This is a genomic window from Photorhabdus kleinii, assembly GCF_025384885.1.
Taxonomy (GTDB): Bacteria; Pseudomonadota; Gammaproteobacteria; order Enterobacterales; family Enterobacteriaceae; genus Photorhabdus; species Photorhabdus kayaii.
Genome location: NZ_JAJAFY010000021.1, coordinates 19,484 through 37,871 on the forward strand (window position 1 = coordinate 19,484; position 18,388 = coordinate 37,871).

At 42.4% G+C, this 18,388-nt stretch carries 17 protein-coding genes and 2 pseudogenes; 2 read left to right on the plus strand and 17 right to left on the minus strand.

Translation table 11 applies throughout. The annotated features are described in order from the left end of the window. The first annotated feature begins 300 nt into the window (after positions 1–300). Complete coding sequence (locus LG003_RS11680) at positions 301–843, plus strand: hypothetical protein (RefSeq protein WP_262980785.1); 543 nt, start codon at positions 301–303, stop codon at positions 841–843. Between the two features lie 57 nt (positions 844–900). On the opposite strand, the gene LG003_RS11685 is transcribed toward LG003_RS11680, so the two are convergent. Genes LG003_RS11685 through LG003_RS11745 form a run of 13 tightly spaced genes read right to left on the minus strand, consistent with a single transcriptional unit; the run spans position 901 to position 15,116 of the window. Continuing rightward, positions 901–1,275 (minus strand): hypothetical protein, encoded by a 375-nt coding sequence (locus tag LG003_RS11685; RefSeq protein WP_011145751.1) that lies wholly within the window; start codon positions 1,273–1,275, stop codon positions 901–903. Positions 1,276–1,295: 20 nt separating this feature from the next. After that, positions 1,296–1,934, minus strand: a complete 639-nt coding sequence (locus LG003_RS11690; RefSeq protein ID WP_262980786.1) for an FMN-binding negative transcriptional regulator — start codon at positions 1,932–1,934, stop codon at positions 1,296–1,298. Positions 1,935–1,944: 10 nt separating this feature from the next. Next, positions 1,945–2,409 carry a VOC family protein gene (locus tag LG003_RS11695; protein ID WP_262980787.1) on the minus strand — a complete coding sequence of 155 codons (465 nt, stop codon included), beginning with the start codon at positions 2,407–2,409 and terminating at the stop codon, positions 1,945–1,947. Between the two features lie 13 nt (positions 2,410–2,422). Continuing rightward, positions 2,423–3,529: a pyridoxal phosphate-dependent aminotransferase gene (locus LG003_RS11700; protein WP_262980788.1), complete on the minus strand. Its 1,107-nt coding sequence runs from the start codon at positions 3,527–3,529 to the stop codon at positions 2,423–2,425. A gap of 41 nt (positions 3,530–3,570) precedes the next feature. Then, positions 3,571–4,761 carry an MFS transporter gene (locus LG003_RS11705; RefSeq protein ID WP_262980789.1) on the minus strand — a complete coding sequence of 397 codons (1,191 nt, stop codon included), beginning with the start codon at positions 4,759–4,761 and terminating at the stop codon, positions 3,571–3,573. Between the two features lie 57 nt (positions 4,762–4,818). Continuing rightward, positions 4,819–7,281, minus strand: coding sequence for an ATP-grasp domain-containing protein (locus LG003_RS11710; RefSeq protein WP_262980790.1), 2,463 nt, complete (start codon positions 7,279–7,281; stop codon positions 4,819–4,821). Then, positions 7,281–8,534, minus strand: a complete 1,254-nt coding sequence (locus LG003_RS11715; protein WP_262980791.1) for an ATP-grasp domain-containing protein — start codon at positions 8,532–8,534, stop codon at positions 7,281–7,283. Before LG003_RS11715 ends, LG003_RS11710 begins: the two co-directional genes overlap by 1 nt. 39 nt (positions 8,535–8,573) lie before the next feature. Continuing rightward, positions 8,574–9,323, minus strand: coding sequence for a cyclase family protein (locus LG003_RS11720; protein WP_262980792.1), 750 nt, complete (start codon positions 9,321–9,323; stop codon positions 8,574–8,576). A 32-nt stretch (positions 9,324–9,355) separates the two neighbouring features. Beyond that, positions 9,356–10,285, minus strand: coding sequence for a branched-chain-amino-acid transaminase (ilvE, locus tag LG003_RS11725; protein WP_262980793.1), 930 nt, complete (start codon positions 10,283–10,285; stop codon positions 9,356–9,358). A 14-nt stretch (positions 10,286–10,299) separates the two neighbouring features. Beyond that, positions 10,300–11,922 carry an FAD-dependent monooxygenase gene (locus tag LG003_RS11730; protein ID WP_262980794.1) on the minus strand — a complete coding sequence of 541 codons (1,623 nt, stop codon included), beginning with the start codon at positions 11,920–11,922 and terminating at the stop codon, positions 10,300–10,302. A 9-nt stretch (positions 11,923–11,931) separates the two neighbouring features. Further along, on the minus strand, positions 11,932–13,218 hold the full coding sequence (locus tag LG003_RS11735; protein ID WP_262980795.1) for a hypothetical protein: 1,287 nt from the start codon (positions 13,216–13,218) through the stop codon (positions 11,932–11,934). Between the two features lie 48 nt (positions 13,219–13,266). Next, on the minus strand, positions 13,267–14,409 hold the full coding sequence (locus LG003_RS11740; protein ID WP_262980796.1) for an aminotransferase class V-fold PLP-dependent enzyme: 1,143 nt from the start codon (positions 14,407–14,409) through the stop codon (positions 13,267–13,269). Between the two features lie 5 nt (positions 14,410–14,414). Further along, positions 14,415–15,116: a tryptophan 2,3-dioxygenase family protein gene (locus LG003_RS11745; RefSeq protein ID WP_262980797.1), complete on the minus strand. Its 702-nt coding sequence runs from the start codon at positions 15,114–15,116 to the stop codon at positions 14,415–14,417. A gap of 405 nt (positions 15,117–15,521) precedes the next feature. On the opposite strand from LG003_RS11745, the gene LG003_RS11750 reads away from it, so the two are divergent. Continuing rightward, positions 15,522–15,650 carry a hypothetical protein gene (locus LG003_RS11750; RefSeq protein WP_262980798.1) on the plus strand — a complete coding sequence of 43 codons (129 nt, stop codon included), beginning with the start codon at positions 15,522–15,524 and terminating at the stop codon, positions 15,648–15,650. A 215-nt stretch (positions 15,651–15,865) separates the two neighbouring features. Here the strand turns inward: LG003_RS11750 and LG003_RS11755 are convergent. The 4 genes and pseudogenes from LG003_RS11755 to sucD all read right to left on the minus strand — a co-directional run bounded on the left by LG003_RS11755 (position 15,866) and on the right by sucD (position 18,388). Beyond that, positions 15,866–16,626: pseudogene (locus LG003_RS11755) on the minus strand (IS5 family transposase). A gap of 35 nt (positions 16,627–16,661) precedes the next feature. Beyond that, positions 16,662–16,835: a hypothetical protein gene (locus LG003_RS11760; protein WP_262980799.1), complete on the minus strand. Its 174-nt coding sequence runs from the start codon at positions 16,833–16,835 to the stop codon at positions 16,662–16,664. Between the two features lie 83 nt (positions 16,836–16,918). Beyond that, positions 16,919–17,221 (minus strand): annotated as a pseudogene (locus tag LG003_RS23440) (reverse transcriptase domain-containing protein); the annotation flags it as partial. A 291-nt stretch (positions 17,222–17,512) separates the two neighbouring features. After that, complete coding sequence (sucD, locus tag LG003_RS11765) at positions 17,513–18,388, minus strand: succinate--CoA ligase subunit alpha (protein ID WP_262980800.1); 876 nt, start codon at positions 18,386–18,388, stop codon at positions 17,513–17,515.

Below are 18,388 nucleotides of genomic sequence, written 5' to 3' on the forward strand. Positions count from 1 at the left end.
CATTAAAACTGAGACTAAACAGACATCGATTCTCTCCATTTTTAGCACAGACAAAAATGGGAAGATCAAAAAAACACTCATACGCACAAATGGAAATGCAAGAGACACAGAAATACGAGATTTTTCAATAAGCACTGGGGGATATAATCTTGCTGACTTGAAGAAACTTGGATTTATTCAATCTGTTGCTGCTTTCCAAGGGAAAAAAACGGGAAACCTCTCACTAGTGGCCCAGTATTAGTTAAGTCAAATACACTGACAAACCTTGAAAATCCTTTTCAATATTTTCAGCCTCACACAATGAAGAACCATGCACCAACTCATGTAAAGAACCCAAAAACGCAATCGGTAATCGTTTGCTTGAATAGAGCAAATCCTGAACCAGGAACTCCTAGTCAATGCGATTATGGTCCAACATCACCCGGTAATCCAACAATCAAGTTAGAAATAATAGGTGATATTATATTCAATAACCCTATAGCGTTTGATGAAAAAGGAAAACCTACAGCGTTTCAGGGAATCAAACCAGAGGCAAATCTGACACTAATTGGTCTTAATACTGGAGGAACATGTGAAGTAAGAGGAATAGATGAAGGTATATTTTGGAAACATACAAAAGTCAATAACGATCCTGCCAAAGGCAATAATACAAATTTATCATGGGATTTTTCTAAAAATACAGGTTACGCTGATTTTGGACCAATATGCTGGAAAAATAACGAAAGCTATTTACTAGACTTACAGGCTAATATTATAACAATGCAAGATGATAACGCATTTCCGGTTATATTTTCTTATACCAATAACCCTTGCGTATTACCACGATGGAGATCACTGCCTTGAAAAACGCCGTTATTGGGTGATCTCCATGGACGAAAATACGCAGTCGTCGTTCAAGCGCTATGCTAGCAGTTCTTTCACGAATTTAAATGATTTATGAAAATCGGCTTTAGGATCTTTAATTTCACCCGACCCATCCTGATTGAGCTCTAAAGACCAGTGATATGGGTAACGCTGTTTCAATTGCTGTAGTTCGTCATAAGTTAATACCGTATAGCCGTGTTGTTTCATGTAAGAAGCAAATACCTCAAGTTTTGGTTCGGCTATAGTAGTAATAACCGCTCGGTCACAAAGATATTTAGCATAGTGCTGACCAATTTCTTTATTTTCTGTCTCAGCTGCTTGTAAAGCCGCCTCTACAACGTGAAGCGGCGCCTGCTGCGACACAATTGCACTACAAGTTTCAGATAAGTCATTAATAGTAGGATTATTCATAATGTTTTTACCTTTCTTTTTTAATTTTCAATGGTTTGTGCTATTTGTTTTGCGACCTGATGTGCACTAGGATCGGATTGAGTACGCAAGCCTTCTATAATGGCTAAGCGGTCATCAATGTTACGTTGCTGCATCAACTGCCTTTTTCCCAGTAGATTGTGAATAGTCAGCTCGATCCCAACGACATGCTGTTTTAAGCCGTCTATAAAATCTTTCGGTGCTTCTGCGACTTGCCATGGATCCGGTAATCCTGCTTCAAAACAATTAACGGATTGCTCAAAATGCGCCTTTATCCAACTGTCATCATCAATAAACTTGATGGAACACATGGCATGAACTGCCGTGTAAGCCCAACTAGGTTGAACTCGACCATTGATATGTCGTCTAGGTAACCAACCAGGTGAAATATAAGCGTCTGGTCCTTGGAAAATAACCATCACTTCATTAGTTTCAGCCACGCTTTTGTGCAAAGGATTTCCGCGTGCAATGTGTGTTTTCAGCACGCCTAGCTCTAAACCATGCCTATCTAAAGTAAAAGGCAGATGATCAGCACTCAATCCATAACTGCCATAGACGGTCAAAGCCCCCAGAGGGTTTTGCTCTATCAAGTCATGCAAAACAGAGATTCGATTTTCTTCAAATACTTTTTGTATATACATTGCTTGAATCTTATGAGTTCAAAGAAGACAAAGGCTCACTATAACCTTGTTCTTCAAGCTCCCGTTGTGCATGGTCGTTTTTCTTCAAGTCTGCTAATCCCATACCATTGAGAACACCAGGAGACTTAGTAAATTTAATATTCTCGTAGCTGACCACTTCGATATGATTGCCCCAAGGATCCAGAAAACCCAAAAATCGGCCAGGCAAAGGTTCAATATTGAATTGCTTTAATGCCTCACGAACCTTTTCTTTATCATCAACAACGAACCCAAAGTGACCTGGTTTGTGAGCTTGTTCTCCTTGGCTGCAAGTAAAGGCAATAAACTGATCACCCAGTTCAATCGATCCCTCAGTCTCTGATAACGGCCCGGGTTTAATGCGCATAAGCGCACCATAAAATGCAGCGGCTTCATTAATGTTACCAACTTCAATAGACACATGGTTGATCCCTACGGCTCTGGCCTTCTCTGTCATGATTCCCTCTTCATCAAATTTTTTTTAAGTTCAATTTGTCTACAACGATATCAAGTGCCGAAATAAATTTTTCGCAATGTTCGAGCTGTGAAATGGTTACTCTCAGCCAACCTTTTAAATTACTCTGTTCAAACGGACGTCTGATTAAAATACCCTGCTCTTGAAACAATTGTTCTATCTCTTTTGAATCGTATCCGGCAAACTGTACCAACATGAAATTGCCGTGAGTATCTTTGAAAGTCTGTTTTCTTTCGGTTAAAGCTTCTATCATATAGGCTTTTGCCTGCCTCATCTTCTCCTGAAAACGTTCAAGCACTTCAGGATGATCTAGCTGCCATTCCGCAGCCCATGCCGATAACGCACTAATCTCATATAGCGGTCTGACATTTGAAATATGGCCGATTAACTCTGTCTCTCCGATCAAAAAGCCGACTCTTGCTCCTGCCAATCCATGAGCTTTAGAAAGAGTTTGTGCCAAAATAACGTTCGGAAATTTCTGCAAGATATTCAGGTTTGCGCTTTGTTTTCCTTCTACATATAGATAGGCTTCATCAATCAGCAGCAACACACCCTTGTTATAAAGCGCTTCAGCCAAGCCATGCATTTGGGAATAAGATAAACGCGTGCCGACAAAACCACTCGGATCTTCTACAACCACTAATTTAGTATTTTCTTTGACTGCATCGATAATAGCCGCTACATCAGGTTTCCAATCTTCGGTGACCGGTGTGGACGAGATTGATACCCCAGCATACTTTGCGTAGTTTTCAAACATAAAGTAGCAAGGGTTATGTAAAACCACATGGTCTCCCTCTCTTAAGCATGCATCAAATAATGCTTTTATCGCCAAGTCTGAACCCGAGCCGAGGTAGATGTTGCGCTCTTCAACGCCAACCAGTTCGGCTATTTTTTTATATAAGTTATTTAGCACCGGATAATTACACAAATGCTCTGGTTTTAATGAGGCTCGAAACGCTTCAAAAAGATCTTCATCCATTGGATGGTGATTCTCATTTTTATCTAGCATCAAGTAATTGGGACGTTCTTCCAGATAGTTCCATAAGCTTTCCCTTTTATTTTCAACTACATGCTCTTTGATTACTGCTTGTATATTGAACATTTATTTTTTCCCTAACTTTTAAGAGTGAGCCATTTGTCCATCTAAGATGAGGATTTGCTTTCAATGGCTAGTGATTGTTTTATGCTGATTGCAACAAATAAAATTTGACCAATAGTAATTACAGCTGCGGTTGCAAGTGCGTATTGGAAGCCTAATTCATGTGCGTAAGAGACCACCATGGCGACAATCCCGATATGCACTGAGGATACGATATACTTAATACTACTTAGCCTACCTATCATGTGAGATGGCAGCTGTTTATGTAGCAGTGTGCGCCAGTAAATACCTGAGTAACTTTGAAACAAACCGATACTCACAATCGCGAGCGGCATCAAATAGACCGCCTGTTCTGTAAAACATAAACCCAGATAGATTAGAAAAGCGACCTGAATAGCGATAACATCGCTTAGAGAAGTACTTTTGTTCCTTATTTGCTTCGCAATAACAGCGCCACCAACAAACGCACCAATAGCGAATGAGGCATCTAATCCGGCAAGCCAGTATGTGCTGCCGTCAAATGCCTGACTGACGACGGAAACCAGCATAATGTTGAATATGGCTACAGTGACGAAGTCAAAATTACTTAGAACAAAATAGCGCATGTAGGGTTTACTAGCTTTAAACAACTGCCACAGGTTTTCTGGATCTTCACGTTTATCTATATCTGAAGGAGACTCAGCTAACGTCAAATTGGCTGTTGCTCGCCAGTAAAAAAAGCTCGCGGCACTATATAGACAGACGACAAATATCAAAATTGCTATAAAGTCAAATTTATCCAGCAACCAAGCAGATAAGGCCATACCAATCAACTGACCGCCCTGAAATGCGGAAGTCAGTGTACCGTTATCTTTTTCTAAGCGATCATGTTGAGAAAGAAGTGGTGTAACACTGAATAAGGCCATTTTTGAAATTGGCCCAAGAAAACTCAAAAACACCGATATTAGCAATAAAATCGACACAGACATGCCCAATTGCGTCAATGCCAATACACCTGCCAAACAAAAGACAACATGACAAACGGCTGAACCAATAAGCACCTTTTTAATACCTTGGTTATCAACCGACTTGCCAACCAATATTGGTAAAATGGTTGAGATCAAGATTTCAGCGATGAAAATTAAGCTTATTTGCCATATTTGACCTGTTTCATCATACATAAATTTGGCAAAGCTCAGTAGCAATATAGCTTTACCTATATTGATGAACAACTCTGCAATTGCTAACGACTTCATTCATGTTTCCCTTCAGTTAGATACAGTACTAAGTACTTGGATGAACCTATGGTTACACTACTTACCTACAACAAATTCAAGTTTCTGAATGGCTTCCTCTGCAATACTTAGCGCCTGTTCAGCACTGTCGCACAACACCAACACTGAGGCTGAGCGGTCGAAGCTGTTTCCTATTTGGGGCAATACTTCACCTGCCTGATGAGTGATAGATACATCTTCAACACCACTCCAATTTTTGATTTCTTCCTCGCCGTTCACTCGAATAACCTTTTTCCCAGGATGATCGTTGAGTTTAAATTTGATACACGCATGTTTACCGTTTAGTTTTGGTGTTAATTCGTCTTCATCGATAGGCAAACCCAAACTTTGCAGAGCTTGCAGACGATACATATCTATTCCTGTCGTCATCTGTACCAGGTCAAAAATTCTATCTCCGCCTACTCGAGTGTGTGTTTCTATTAGCTCTATCTTTTCACCCAACATAATTTCGCTGTGCGTAATACCCGACACAACCCCTAGAGCAGGTAGCACCTTGGCAATGAATGCAGCAATTTTCTCGTGCTCATCGCTAGATAAACGGGCAGGCACCAAATGCCCTGTCTCGATAAAGCTTTGCGCATCTTTGAATTTTTCAGTGATTGCAAAAATATAGCATTTACCTTCTTGCATGAATGCTTCGACACTGAATTCGCGACCTTCGACAAACTGTTCCACCAGCACAGGGTAAACGTTGTCTAAGTTAGCGGTTTCAAGCTCTTTACGTTCTAGCGATCGAACATTTTCACTACCTGTACCAGCAACTGGTTTAACGATAACTTTATCTATTTGTGGATAAAGCTTGAAAAAATCATGTAAATCTTGCTCATTCTCCGCTATCGCCGATTGCACTTCTGTCAGGTTTTTTTCGCGTAAAATCCGGCGACTTAATTGTTTATCTCTCGTGTTGACTATAGCCCCCATTGACAAACTAAAAGGTAGCTCTAGAGCATTTGCAATAGTCAATGCATCAAGCTGGGCTCCATCATGAAAAGACACAACTGAATCGATTTTTTGTAGTTGATCAATTGAACGCGCTAAACTGATTAACTGAGTTGCAGACTCGTTGCTGTACATTAATATTCGCTCGCAACGATTGTGATCTTCAGTCGCATGCGTAAAATTAGGTACTTTTTTATACATCCAAGAAATAGCATATCCCTGTGCTTCCAGTGTCTTATGAGGTTGGCGAACATTGCCAATCACAAGAACGTGTTTCTTTTTCTGGGGTATACACTCGCTGTAAGGCAAAGGAGTATCGACAGATATTAGTTGTAACTGTCCAAACAACCTATCAATCAGATCTGTTAGTTCTTTAGCGGATTTGGCTTTTAATAATCCGGCTAACGGAATTTCACTTTCTTTATAAGTAACCGCTTTGACTAAAGGTTGTTGCATCGTAAGCTGATTCAGCATTACAATCTCTTCCTTGCCATAAAGAAACTCATGCCCCGACACCAAGCCATAGTTTCCTGGCAGCTGGTGTCCAGGCACAATAAACCACGCATATTTGTACCCGGTATCATAGTTAAGTTCGAATTTGAAGTCTGGGTCTAGCAACAATCCAAGTTCCAGTATCGATGGATGAATCCCTGTCTGTAGCGTCAACGTTTCAGCTATTCTAGCTCCCCCGATACGATGAGCGACTTCAAGAAACACCGGCCCTGTATCTGTTTGAATCGCTTCAAGGTGGAACGCCCCCAAAGATATATCAACCGCATTTAAGATTTGAAGCACCCAAGTTTTCATCTCTTCCGTGGTTTCTAACTGCACAGACCCTGCTGGATAGCCGTTGGCAAAATCCAGCAACGTATTGATATATTGGCTGACGACAATCATCTCTATTTGTCCGTTACGGATCATGCCGTCGATATGCAATACAGGACCAGATACAAATTCTTCAACTTCAAAGTTTTCAATCCGTTCAGGTGTTTCTTTATCAAGAGCCACAATTCCAGTTGTGCGATCTATAAGCGCCTGTTCCAAAACTTTCTGACTGTCAAACTTGACCACATCAACTGACGAAGCGCCATCCAGAGGCTTCAAAATAACTTGTGAAGAGGGAAGAATCGCTAGTCGTTCTGAGTTCATAAAATCGGACAAAGACATGTACTGCGGAGTACGAATATTTGCAGCGCCAACACAGTGTTTCATCACAATTTTGTTTCGAACTTTTTCGACATCGGCCACTTTAGGGCCCGCAATGTTGAGCTTTTCTCGTATCAAGGCAGCCTCAATCAATTCAAACTCATTAATTGAAACAACGTGATCAAAGCAAACATCAAGATTTTCTATTTGTTCGAGGACTTCTTTGTGTACAGCATCCACGCCGGGTCTTACTATTTTTGTACAACGTAGATCGGCAGGGATTTCATTCAGATTTTCTTCGATACCAATGTAGTAAACATTATGTAGTTCGTGATCGATGGACTGATGGTAAAGTACGTCAACATACCTAACTCGGTGTAAAATAAGTATATTCATTAGCTTTCACCCATTTCGAAAATTTGTTCAGTCAATTGTTGTGTAAGCATCAGGTACTCTTTCGGTTTTCCATTTAGCTCATAGTCTGGCCAGAAGAATTCAACATAACCCTCAAGTTCTGCGTTGCTGTATAGTGGATTGACCCGAGCTCCTTCGGATGTCCAAAGTTGTAGTCCAAACGCCTCTTTTGGTAACTCGTGCTGAGCCGGCAACTTAATTCGCTCAATCGTTCCTTGCTTAGCTTTCATAAATCCAATCGCAGCTAGTCCAGACATGTGATATGCAGGTACTTCAACTTCATCGTATAGATAAGAGCGAGAGTGAAGCTCGAGCATATTCACTCCGGCTATTTTCTCGAATATTTCAGGAATGCCGCCGCCTGGAGTACGCGCATTCAACTCCAGTAGGTAAATCTTGCCACTGTGATCAATCATAAATTCAACATGAGCTATACCATGTTCAACATCCAAGACTTCACAGGCTTTAAGCGCTGCTTGTTTAAGCGCTTCGTTATCAGATTCTATACTAGGTAAGGAATGGCCGATTTCAACGAAATGAGGCAACGGGGTCAGTTCTTTATCGGTCACTGCCAATACACGTCTTCCAGTTTTGGTATTTAGTACTTCAACCGAAAGCTCAATTCTAGCATCGACAAACTGTTCTATCTGATAGTCGTTATCTGCCATACCAAACTTACTACCATAATTTTCGGTCACTCGACGCAAGTTAGCAAAAGCACTAGCCAAATCATCTTTGCTAGCTACGTAGGTTACACCTTCACTACCCCCAGCGTTGGTCGGCTTTACAACTGCTGGAAAAGGAAAATCTTCAGCAAGGGTCGCTAGCTGCTCAAGGTGATTAAAACGTGCAAACTTCGGAACGTTCAACCCACCTGCATGTGCAGCCTTACGCATTTCAAATTTGTTGCGGGTTAATGTCAGCGCTTTTTCAGACAAATAATTTAAATTATAGTACTGAGCGATACGAGCTCCCGGGGCTATCGTCATTTCTGTCAATGGAACAACTGCGCCCGGTTGCATTCCTTCTCGCTCGGCAAAGGCCTGTACTGCAACCAGAGCTTGTTCAATGTTTTCTGGGTTACCCTCAATCACTAGATCAGCGTAACGGTTTCCATTAACATAACCACTTGGGGCCATGATCGCTATTTTCATGTTGGTTGCCCTAGCCGTAGCAACCAATGCACGAAATCTGTTTTTCTCTGTTCCTAGTAACAAGCAGTACTTTGAATACATCGACTTTTCCTTAAAAACTCTTCGCAAATTAACTTTGTGTTATTCAACAAGCGCCAACACCCTGCAAGGGCTTCCTGAACCACCAACGATGGGAAGCGGCGCTATCATGATCACTGCACCTGTTGGCGGTAACTTTGCTAGGTTCTTCAACTGAGTCAGGCCATATTTTCCCGCCCCATGAAAGTACCAGTGTACGGGGTAAGGTTGTTCAAATTTTCCGGCTTGACCTGCGTCGGTTCCAACAGTCTCCACCCCGATACCTATAATTGGTGTTTGCTCAGCCAACCATTTTGCACAAGCTTCACTTACCCCTGGAGTATGGCCATGATTAAGAAAGGTATCAGCATCTGAGTCTCGACTGTCCCAACCTGAGCGGAATAGCAACCAACCACCTTCAGGTAAAGGTCCATGGACTTCGCACCATTGATCGACATGTTCACGTTCGAGTAAAAAATCTGGGGCTGTTACTTGATCAGATACATCAATTACAACGGCAGGCGCGACCAAGTGCCCAGGAGGTACACTTGAGACATCGATAGAATCTTTACCTGACCGCCAATGAACAGGGGCATCAAAATGAGTCCCTGTATGCTCGGACATCTGGATATTATTCCAATAAACTTCTTTGCCTTTTTCGTCATAACGGCTTATTTTTTCCAACTTAAAAGGCCAAGGTTGCCCTCGTTCAGGCGGCAAACGGATCACAGGTGTTTCCGTTGACAACGGCGCTGTAAGGTCAAATACCTCAACTTTCCCCTGCATGAACTTCGCATAGATTGAAGATGTCATAGTATTAAGATTTCCTTATTCTCATTATGGGTTTAATAGACAGGGGTTGAATATTCAGATGCCGAATTCGACATCACCTCGTCTTCATAAGCAACCTGAAGCTTACGGGTCATCAAACCTGGACGCCCGTCCCCAATAGACTTTCGGTCAACACTAATCACAGGAACGATTTCAGCGAGAGTGCCACAGGTGAAAACTTCATCAGCCAAATACAACTCGGTACGATCAATTTCTCTTCGTTCACATTCAACCGAAAACTTATCCTTCGCTAGTCTTATAATGCTGTCTACTGTAATCCCTTCAAGTACGCCTGCTGAACCTGGCGGCGTGATCAGTCGGTTATTTTTGACCATCATGATGCAAGATCCAGGGCCTTCAGCCACAGTGCCTCTGTGATTTAGAAAAAACGCAGTATCAAAACCATTTCGCATCGCTTCATGCTGAGCTAAGCGGCTATTATGGTAATTTGCTCCTGTTTTAATCCTCGGTGGCATTGAATCGTCACTGATTCGTCTCCAAGTTGAAAACGAAGCCGTCATCCCTGTTTCATAACGCGCAGACCTTGGCATAGGTAATGCTGTAATATGCATACCAGTGTCTTCGGTATAAATAAGCGGATCGAAGTTTTTCCCCATCGCAAAATAAGGAGCGATAACCAGATGCACATGTCGCTTAAAGTTGTTTTTTCGTACTAGGTCGATGCAAGCTTCAACAATCTCTTGATCTGTGAAAGTGACAGGCATGTCAACACACTTCATGGAATCGCGCAGGCGCTTGATATGCTCTCGTATCCGATACATATACATTTGCTTATCCGTTTTATTCCAATAGACTCGCACACCTTCAAAAACATTTGCGCCCCAAAAAGCGCCCTGCGTTCTGGCATGTAAGGTACACTTTTCCCAAGGCACGCATTCACCATTTAGCCATGCGAATTCTGGCGTATTGTGGGTAGACGACATAAGTTAATCTCCGTTTATGATGCTTCACGCTGAAACGTTAAGGAATCAGTACCGCTGACTTTTTCCAGGATTAAACTAAGAGACGGTGCGTTATCAAGCAGGTAATGTCCGGCTAAATGGCCATCAGGACGGATAACAAACAATGAATCTTGTTTTTCTGTCAGAGTTTCAAAAAACAGAATATCGTCGTAAGTAACACTGATAAGTCTCTCATCCACTTTTGGCGAGAAATATCCTTTTGGTACAGCAGCAACCAAACTAAAATCCAAACCATTATAGGTGTGGCTTTGCTTATTTAAATACTGCTTCACCTTATTTGGATCTGCGCAAAAAAGACAAACAAACCCTTCTCCGAACAACTTACGTAAGCGGCTTTTTTCTCCGTCGATATAAACCACTACATCCGGCGCGAACGCACCGACATAGGGTGTCCGATGGTTATAATCAATCAAACTAGAAGATTCGTAGGTAAAAGGTTCTGTCATTTTCCCGTGATTCACTTGCTTACGAAACGGTTTCCAGACTTCTGAAATTCGCAGCACGGTGTCACGCCAGATTTGCTTCAAAGGTGTTGGCGGGACCATGAACTGTATCGTGGCTTCCGTCAGTCTCAAATTCTCTTTCGCTGCAAGGAACCTTTCCTCATGATAAGTATCCAACAATTCATCCCCTGCGCTTCCTCTAATTACTAGCGCCAATTTCCATGCCAGGTTGTCTGCGTCTTGAATCCCGCTGTTCATGCCGCGAGAGCCATAAGGTGGAAATGAGTGAGCCGCATCACCAGCAAAAAACAGTCGATTGAGTCTGAACTTCTCCACGACTCGCTGGTTAAAACGATAGGTACTGATCCAGTCAATCTGATACGGAATATCACCGATGACAGACTTGATACGCTTGTCTAGTTGGCCATTTTTCTTTTCAGCTTCAATATCCGCATCTGGAGGCAATTGCCAGTCGATGCGCCATATATTGTCGGGCTGAGGATGCATCACCAACTGACGGCCTGGATTAAACTGAGGATCAAAATGAAAGTGACGTTCTTTGGTTAAAGCAATATTTGCTTTAATATCAGTAACTAAAAAACGATCTTGGTGAGTGTATCCGGTAAAGTTAACCCCTGTCAGATCGCGTAACGTGCTTCTAACTCCATCGCAGGCAATTACATAATCAAATTCTAGGGTCTCCGTTTCGGTACAGTGTTTTACCTCTAGCTTAACCTTGTCCTGTTGTTGTGAATAACCAACGACTTCACTTGACCACCTGAGTTCACATAAGGGATTAGCTTCCAACAGCTTAACGAGCTCTTGCTCTATACGGTATTGGGAAATATTGACAAATTCACCATAACCGGGGCGTTCGGGGTATTCTTGGGTGATCCTTTCAACATTTCGAATATAGGTGTGCGCTATCCGCCAATGAATCCCTTCTTTTGCAATCTGTTCTCCACATCCGACTTTATCAAGTACTTCTAGCGCATCACCGTGGATCAGGCAGGCTTTAGAACCTTTTCGAAGCAGATAAGAGGCTTTATCCATCACGATGCTCGTAATACCGAATGAAGCCAGTCGAGCTGATAAAATCAGGCCAACTGGACCTGCGCCAATAATAGCAATCTTGGTTTTATTTGAACTATTCATCTTAGTAATCTACTCATCAAGCTGGGTTTCAAAAACAGGGATGTCTTTGACAAAAGCCAAATAAGGAGTGCCTTCCGTGTAACCAGTACCCGAGCCCTCACCCAACATCTTCATCGCAAGACCATAATGGGTTTGCTTCCAACGTTTCAGCGTCGTAGCAAAACTTTTCATGGCTTGTTTGACCTCACCAAAGTCGTTGCTATTGAAACGACCACTCTGTTGCGCTTGACTTAATGCAAGGTCTAAGTTATTTGGCCGCGCCAACAGTTTTTCTTGAACTTCAGGGACAGAGCCGTAAGCAATAGAGTTCAACCGATCCTCATCCGGTTGTCTGCATAGTGATTCAATACGCTTGTAGTTTCTTGATTGGATCGCGCTTGCGCCTTCAGTATATGCACGAAACACCTTAAAGGATTCTGCACGCATAGAAGACAATAAATGGAAAAAACCGATGGCTTCTTTAATTTTTTTCTCGCAACTTTCGACCAGAATACTTGTCTGGCTAGGCGAATCAGCGCAAGCTTCAATTGCCTCCCTCAAACCAACTGCAATCCAAGAGAAAGTGTATTCGAACGTTTGTAAGACCCGAATGAACATATATTCGTCGTGAATGAGATAGACGGGTAAATTAGTTGTCATCAGCATTTGCTCATCGTTGTGTGTCTTCCTTTGCTCTACTGCGGCAATAAAATGTTTTGCTGATTCGATAACATATTCCGATGAAATATAGGACAACTTAGCCCGTTGTACGTATGGAGTCACCGCTTTTAGAGCCATAGCACAACGTTTTTCAACTAAAGTACGTTCTGGCAACTGATGTCTAAAATTTTCCTCTGTTTCTAACCCGCCAAGTTCAAATTTAAGTAGATCCGCCGTAAGCAGTAACGTCATACGGTCAATGTGGGATTGCGCTTCTGAGTATGCTTTAATCTCTGTCTGGTCATCAGGCATGTTTAACAGTTCAAGCGCCAGATAAGAGCGGTAGTCATAAGTACCGTCGTATTTATCCAACAAGACATTCAAAAAACGTGTGACTTGTTCGATTTCCTCACGGTTTAATTTTGCGTACTCTTTTCTAGTAATATTCAACAGCTCGAGAAAATATTCAGGAACGAAATGTTTACCTGTCTTATGATACATGCGAACAACATCCTGATATGGGAAGGTTGTTTTATTTTCCTTGGCAAACCGCAATATGGTGTGAATGCTAAGATTAATAGTGATTTTTTCTGAATCACTGTAATCACAAAGCAAACTAGTAAATTTTGGATGCTCAAGTTCTAATATATCCAGCACAGTAAAACTTTCCTTTTATTATAATTTATTGAAATAATTAACTTATATTCACCATATTTGGGTTTTGAAGTACGCGCAAATCAATCTACATGTTTGAACAACTTCGTCTGCCGTATTAAAGTGATGAAACGCAAGTCTGAGCATCTCACCTCGCGGGCTTGTAATTATCTTGTGCTGCTTTAAGTACCTGTCCAATGCAGGAACATTTGGAACAAGAAAAGCAATATGCGCCGAAAATAATGTTCCGGGGACCTTTACGATTGTCACGTCGCCTTTTTCCAAAATGTCGATAGCAAGTTCAACTAATGTCTGAATATGCAGCCGACCTTGCTCAAAATCTAAAGTCAAAAGCGCAGTTAAGGCGCTGCTTGCCGCATAAAGCGCGGGCACAGCAGGAGTTCCGGTTTCAAATCGTTTGGCGCAATCGGGGAAATCCACCAACGATGGGTTAAAAGCAAATGGCTCTTTACGTCCTTGCCATCCAGTCAGCCCCAGTGCAACGGTGTTACGAATGCCATCTTTTACATAAAGGAATGCAATACCTGGCAAACCTAACATGTACTTCATGCTGCCGCAGATCAGGTAATCACAATTCAATTCACTGACATTAATTTTTTCAGCTCCTAGTCCTTGGTATGCATCGACTAATATTGGAACTTGTAATTGATTAGCAAGTTCTGTTATTAATTCGACCGGGTATCGTCTACCTGTGCGGAAACTGGCTAACGGTACTGAAACTAAACATGTATTGCTGCCCAACATTGCGCGGGTAATGGTGACAAAACTTTCATCTGAAACCTGACTTTCTATGCAACACGTGACGAGTCCACGACTCGCTTGTTGCAACCAAACATGGGACAGAGACGGAAATTCATCTTCCGTGCAAAGAATTTGTTCTCCGGAATTGGCTACTAGCGTTGAAATAACCTGATAAGCAGCTATCGTTGCGTTTGGCAAAATCGCTATTTGTGATGCATCTGCGCCTATAAACTCAGCAAACAAGCGCCTGGCCTGTTCGGTTTGCTGCTCGAAATACACCCACGCCAGCTCATTTTTTGCCATATCACCTAGCATCGTTTCCATCGCTGCATCAAGGAACTGAGAACGAGGAGAAATACTACAACTGGCAAGATGGACAAGGCCATGCAGCCCGCTAAAATAATTGTCCCGAAATGCTTGAGGTGAATACATAGCGACTAATAACTGTTTGTATTAGTCATTTCGGTACGCAATTCCCACAGTTCTGGAAAGAATTGCTTATTCATCAGCACCGTCAGTTTTTCAACCGGAGTTCCCTTGGTGCCTATCGTGTTAAGTCCGATAGTACGTACTGCGATTTTATAATGTCTGCTGCGCCATAAACTGACCATTTCATCCCAGCTCACCATTTCTTCCATTAGGAAATAAAGCGGCGACTTGTCTTCCTCGGTATAAACGCCCATCAGGTCGATACTCATAGACTTAACAATACGAATAAAAGTTTGATGGAGTTCCCGCCCAACTGATTGCAACCGCCTCCAGCCTGGAGATTCGAAGCCTGAGCCGTTGCCTAATGCAGGTCTTACTTTCTGAAAGTCATACGGAGTCATGTATTTGAACATTTCGAGTTGCTTAGTAATTAACTCAATAGGATAGCTGGATCGCTTAATTAACTCGGTTGCAGCAACAAAGTCTTTCTTGGATAGCTTTTTTATCGCTTCAGCCAACTCACTATTGCTCAGTTTCAGCCAAAGCTCAGTAGATTGATGAACCACCTGAAACAATAATTCATCGCGGTGGAGCATCTTTTCTGGCGTTACTTGCAAATTGAGCAGCGTAGGAATGCGCATATACTTCTCATAATCGCTATCCCCTTCACCAGACAGTACACTTGTTGAATAATCCCTATTTCCTATCACGTTCTTTATCCTTCTCAAAAACGGATCAAAGCCAGCCTTTTATTTGCAAAATATCAGCCGTCAATGTAGTGAATTAATAATTCGAACGGGCGTCAATGTATATAAAATAGCGATAAATCGCAACATAAAAAAAACAAAAACAACAAAAAACATACAGTTAAATAACTTAATGCGTATTTCGGTGATTGTGATTGCCTGTTTCCGCTTTTTCTCTCTCTTCCTATTTTTACGCCGCTATTTTTCAAGTTAGTTGTCGCTAAAATCGCATTTATTTTTCTATATTTTCAGAAAATCAATTAAACGCTGACTTTTGCAGTGGCTTTCTTCACGCTGGCCTGATGTTTTGCACTCTGGATGGCGATGATAAAAAACGGGGATTCGTGTTTTTGCTGGGAGGAGGCTGTCATGGCGTGCCTGTGCGGGCACGGTGGTGTATACCGACAATCGACACCCACCGGTTGTGCAAGCATTGAATTGACACGGTTTGCGACCATATATCCGGCGTCATTGTGGGCTAAATCACCTGCGCCATGATGTCATACGAACCCTGTTTTCTTATCACTACATAGGTATGTCGCTATCTTGGTCAAGAACAGGTTAATACAGGGACGGTAGCCGTTTTCTCATCAGTGTTTGCAAACTCAATAAAACGTCTCTTTGAACCTCATTAATTCACGGCTTTCTTCATAATAAAATCAACATCATCCTTTAAGATATGCTAGGGGCTGTTGACGTTTTGAGTTCATCATTTATTCAGCCCACATTGGCAACCAGACAATAATAATGCCAGTGCCAACATGCTGGCGTAATTCCGTTCAAGTTTGTCGTATCTTGTTGCTATCGCAAGAAAATGTTTGATTCTGGCAAAGGCATTTTCCTCCAAATGTCGGTAACGATATAAACATTTGTCAATTTTTTGACCTGATTTTCGGCTATTTTTGCGATAAGGGATCACCGGAACCGACTTTTGTTCTTCGATAACACGTCTCAAACGCTGACTGTCATATCCCTTATCAGCAATTAAAAAATCGGATAAAGGTGACTGAGATACAAGACTTTCCGCATGAACAATATCATTGACCTGACCACCAGACAGTTCAAAATGTACAGGTAGACCGTAACTGTCTACAGCCAAATGGATTTTGGTTGAACGTCCTCCACGACTTTGACCCATTGCTTCATCCGCTTCAGAAGTCGCTCCGGCACTATGCTGATAGGCTCGAACAATACTCCCGTCAATGAACAACCACTATGAATCAGAATATCTAGATAGCCAATTGAACATTAAATACAAAACACCCTTTTTTGACCAAGCGTTAAAACGTTGAAAGACGCTATTCCATTTTCCGAATTCGGAAAGCAGGTCGCGCCACGGAATGCCTGTTCTCATACGATAAAGAATGCTTTCAAGCGCCTGACGATGTTTTGTTTTGTGGTAAATAAATCCAGTATGGCGCATGAATGCAGATAGCTTATTCCATTGTGTATCTGTTAACATAGTTCGCAGCATGATGGTGAGGTCTGGTTATTTTTTGGCGAAAACGATTATACCAAATCATGTTGTTCAATAATTCCTCTCAAAACGTCAACAGCCCCTAACAGAATGATGTCATAATCCCGCTTTCCGGAAGGGTTACCGCGATCAATTGCTGCCAATAACCTGAGCAGATCGTCTTTTTTCCAGACAGAGGGTATTTTGGTTTGCTTGCGTGTCTGCATACAGGGAAGCGAATCAGAGAAATGTGTGGCAATTCTCTTTTCATTATAAAGAAACCGAAGAAAACATCGGAGTTCGCAGGGAACGAACTGTCCAGCTCCAGCACCCAATTGACTTTCCTCTCCATAATTGCCACATTCAGCGCGTCCAGTGCATCGTGCTGCCCTCTGCCTGGTCTGAACCCATACGAGAAGCCGAGAAAATCGGTCTCGTAGATTTGATTTAAGACCGTGACAACCGCTTGCTGCACGATTTTGTCCTCCAGACACAGTATACTCAATGGCCTTTCTGTCCCGTCCTCTTTCAGGATCCTCACCTGCCTTGTCGGCTGGGGTCTGTATTGCCCACGATGAAGTCTGCCGTGGAGCGCATGGAGGTTATTTTGCAGATTCTCTGCATAGTTTTCCCATGTGATACCCTCGCAGCCCGGTGCAGATTGACGTTTAAATTGCTGAAAAATCTGACATCACAGTTCTTCACTGATGTGATAAAAAAGGTGAGTAAGCTGTTGTTTCCTATTCTTCTTTGCTGCTTTTCGCACAGCCAGCAAGCGTAACGTCGTATTGACAAAGATGGAATTTGAAATTTTCGATGCTAAAGAACCTATTTTTAACGGGATTTTTTAACGATCTGAGGCCACTTCACAGCGGCCTCATAGATAAATATTTCTTATCAACGCTTACTTGCCAGCAAGTAAATCTTTCACAGCATCACCGATGTCTGCCAAGCTACGAACAGTTTTCACGCCTGCTGCTTCCAGAGCAGCGAATTTTTCGTCCGCCGTTCCTTTACCACCTGCAATGATGGCGCCAGCATGCCCCATACGCTTACCTTTTGGTGCAGTCACACCCGCGATGTAAGCAACAACCGGCTTAGTGACGTGTTCTTTAATATAAGCCGCCGCTTCTTCTTCTGCCGTTCCACCAATTTCACCAATCATTACGATGGCTTCTGTTTGCGGATCTTCTTGGAACAGTTTCAGAATATCAATGAAGTTAGAACCTGGAATTGGGTCGCCACCGATACCAACACAGGTAGATTGCCCTAAACCGGCATCCGTTGTCTGTTTTACCGCTTCATAAGTCAGTGTTCCTGAGCGGGAAACAATGCCAACTTTGCCTGCTCGATGAATGTGTCCCGGCATAATACCGATCTTACATTCATCTGGCGTAATGACTCCCGGACAGTTAGGGCCGATCATACGCACACCTGCTTCATCCAATTTCACTTTAACCGCCAGCATATCCAGCGTTGGGATACCTTCAGTAATCGTGATGATCAATTTAATACCAGCGTCGATCGCTTCCAGAATAGAATCTTTACAGAATGGCGCAGGAACATAGATAACAGAAGCCGTTGCCCCTGTTGTGTCTACCGCTTCACGAACGGTATTGAAAACAGGTAACCCTAGATGTTCAGTACCACCTTTACCCGGCGTTACCCCACCAACCATTTGGGTACCATAAGCAATCGCTTGTTCTGAATGGAAAGTACCTTGGCTGCCAGTGAAACCCTGACAGATAACTTTGGTGTTTTTATCAATTAAAATAGACAT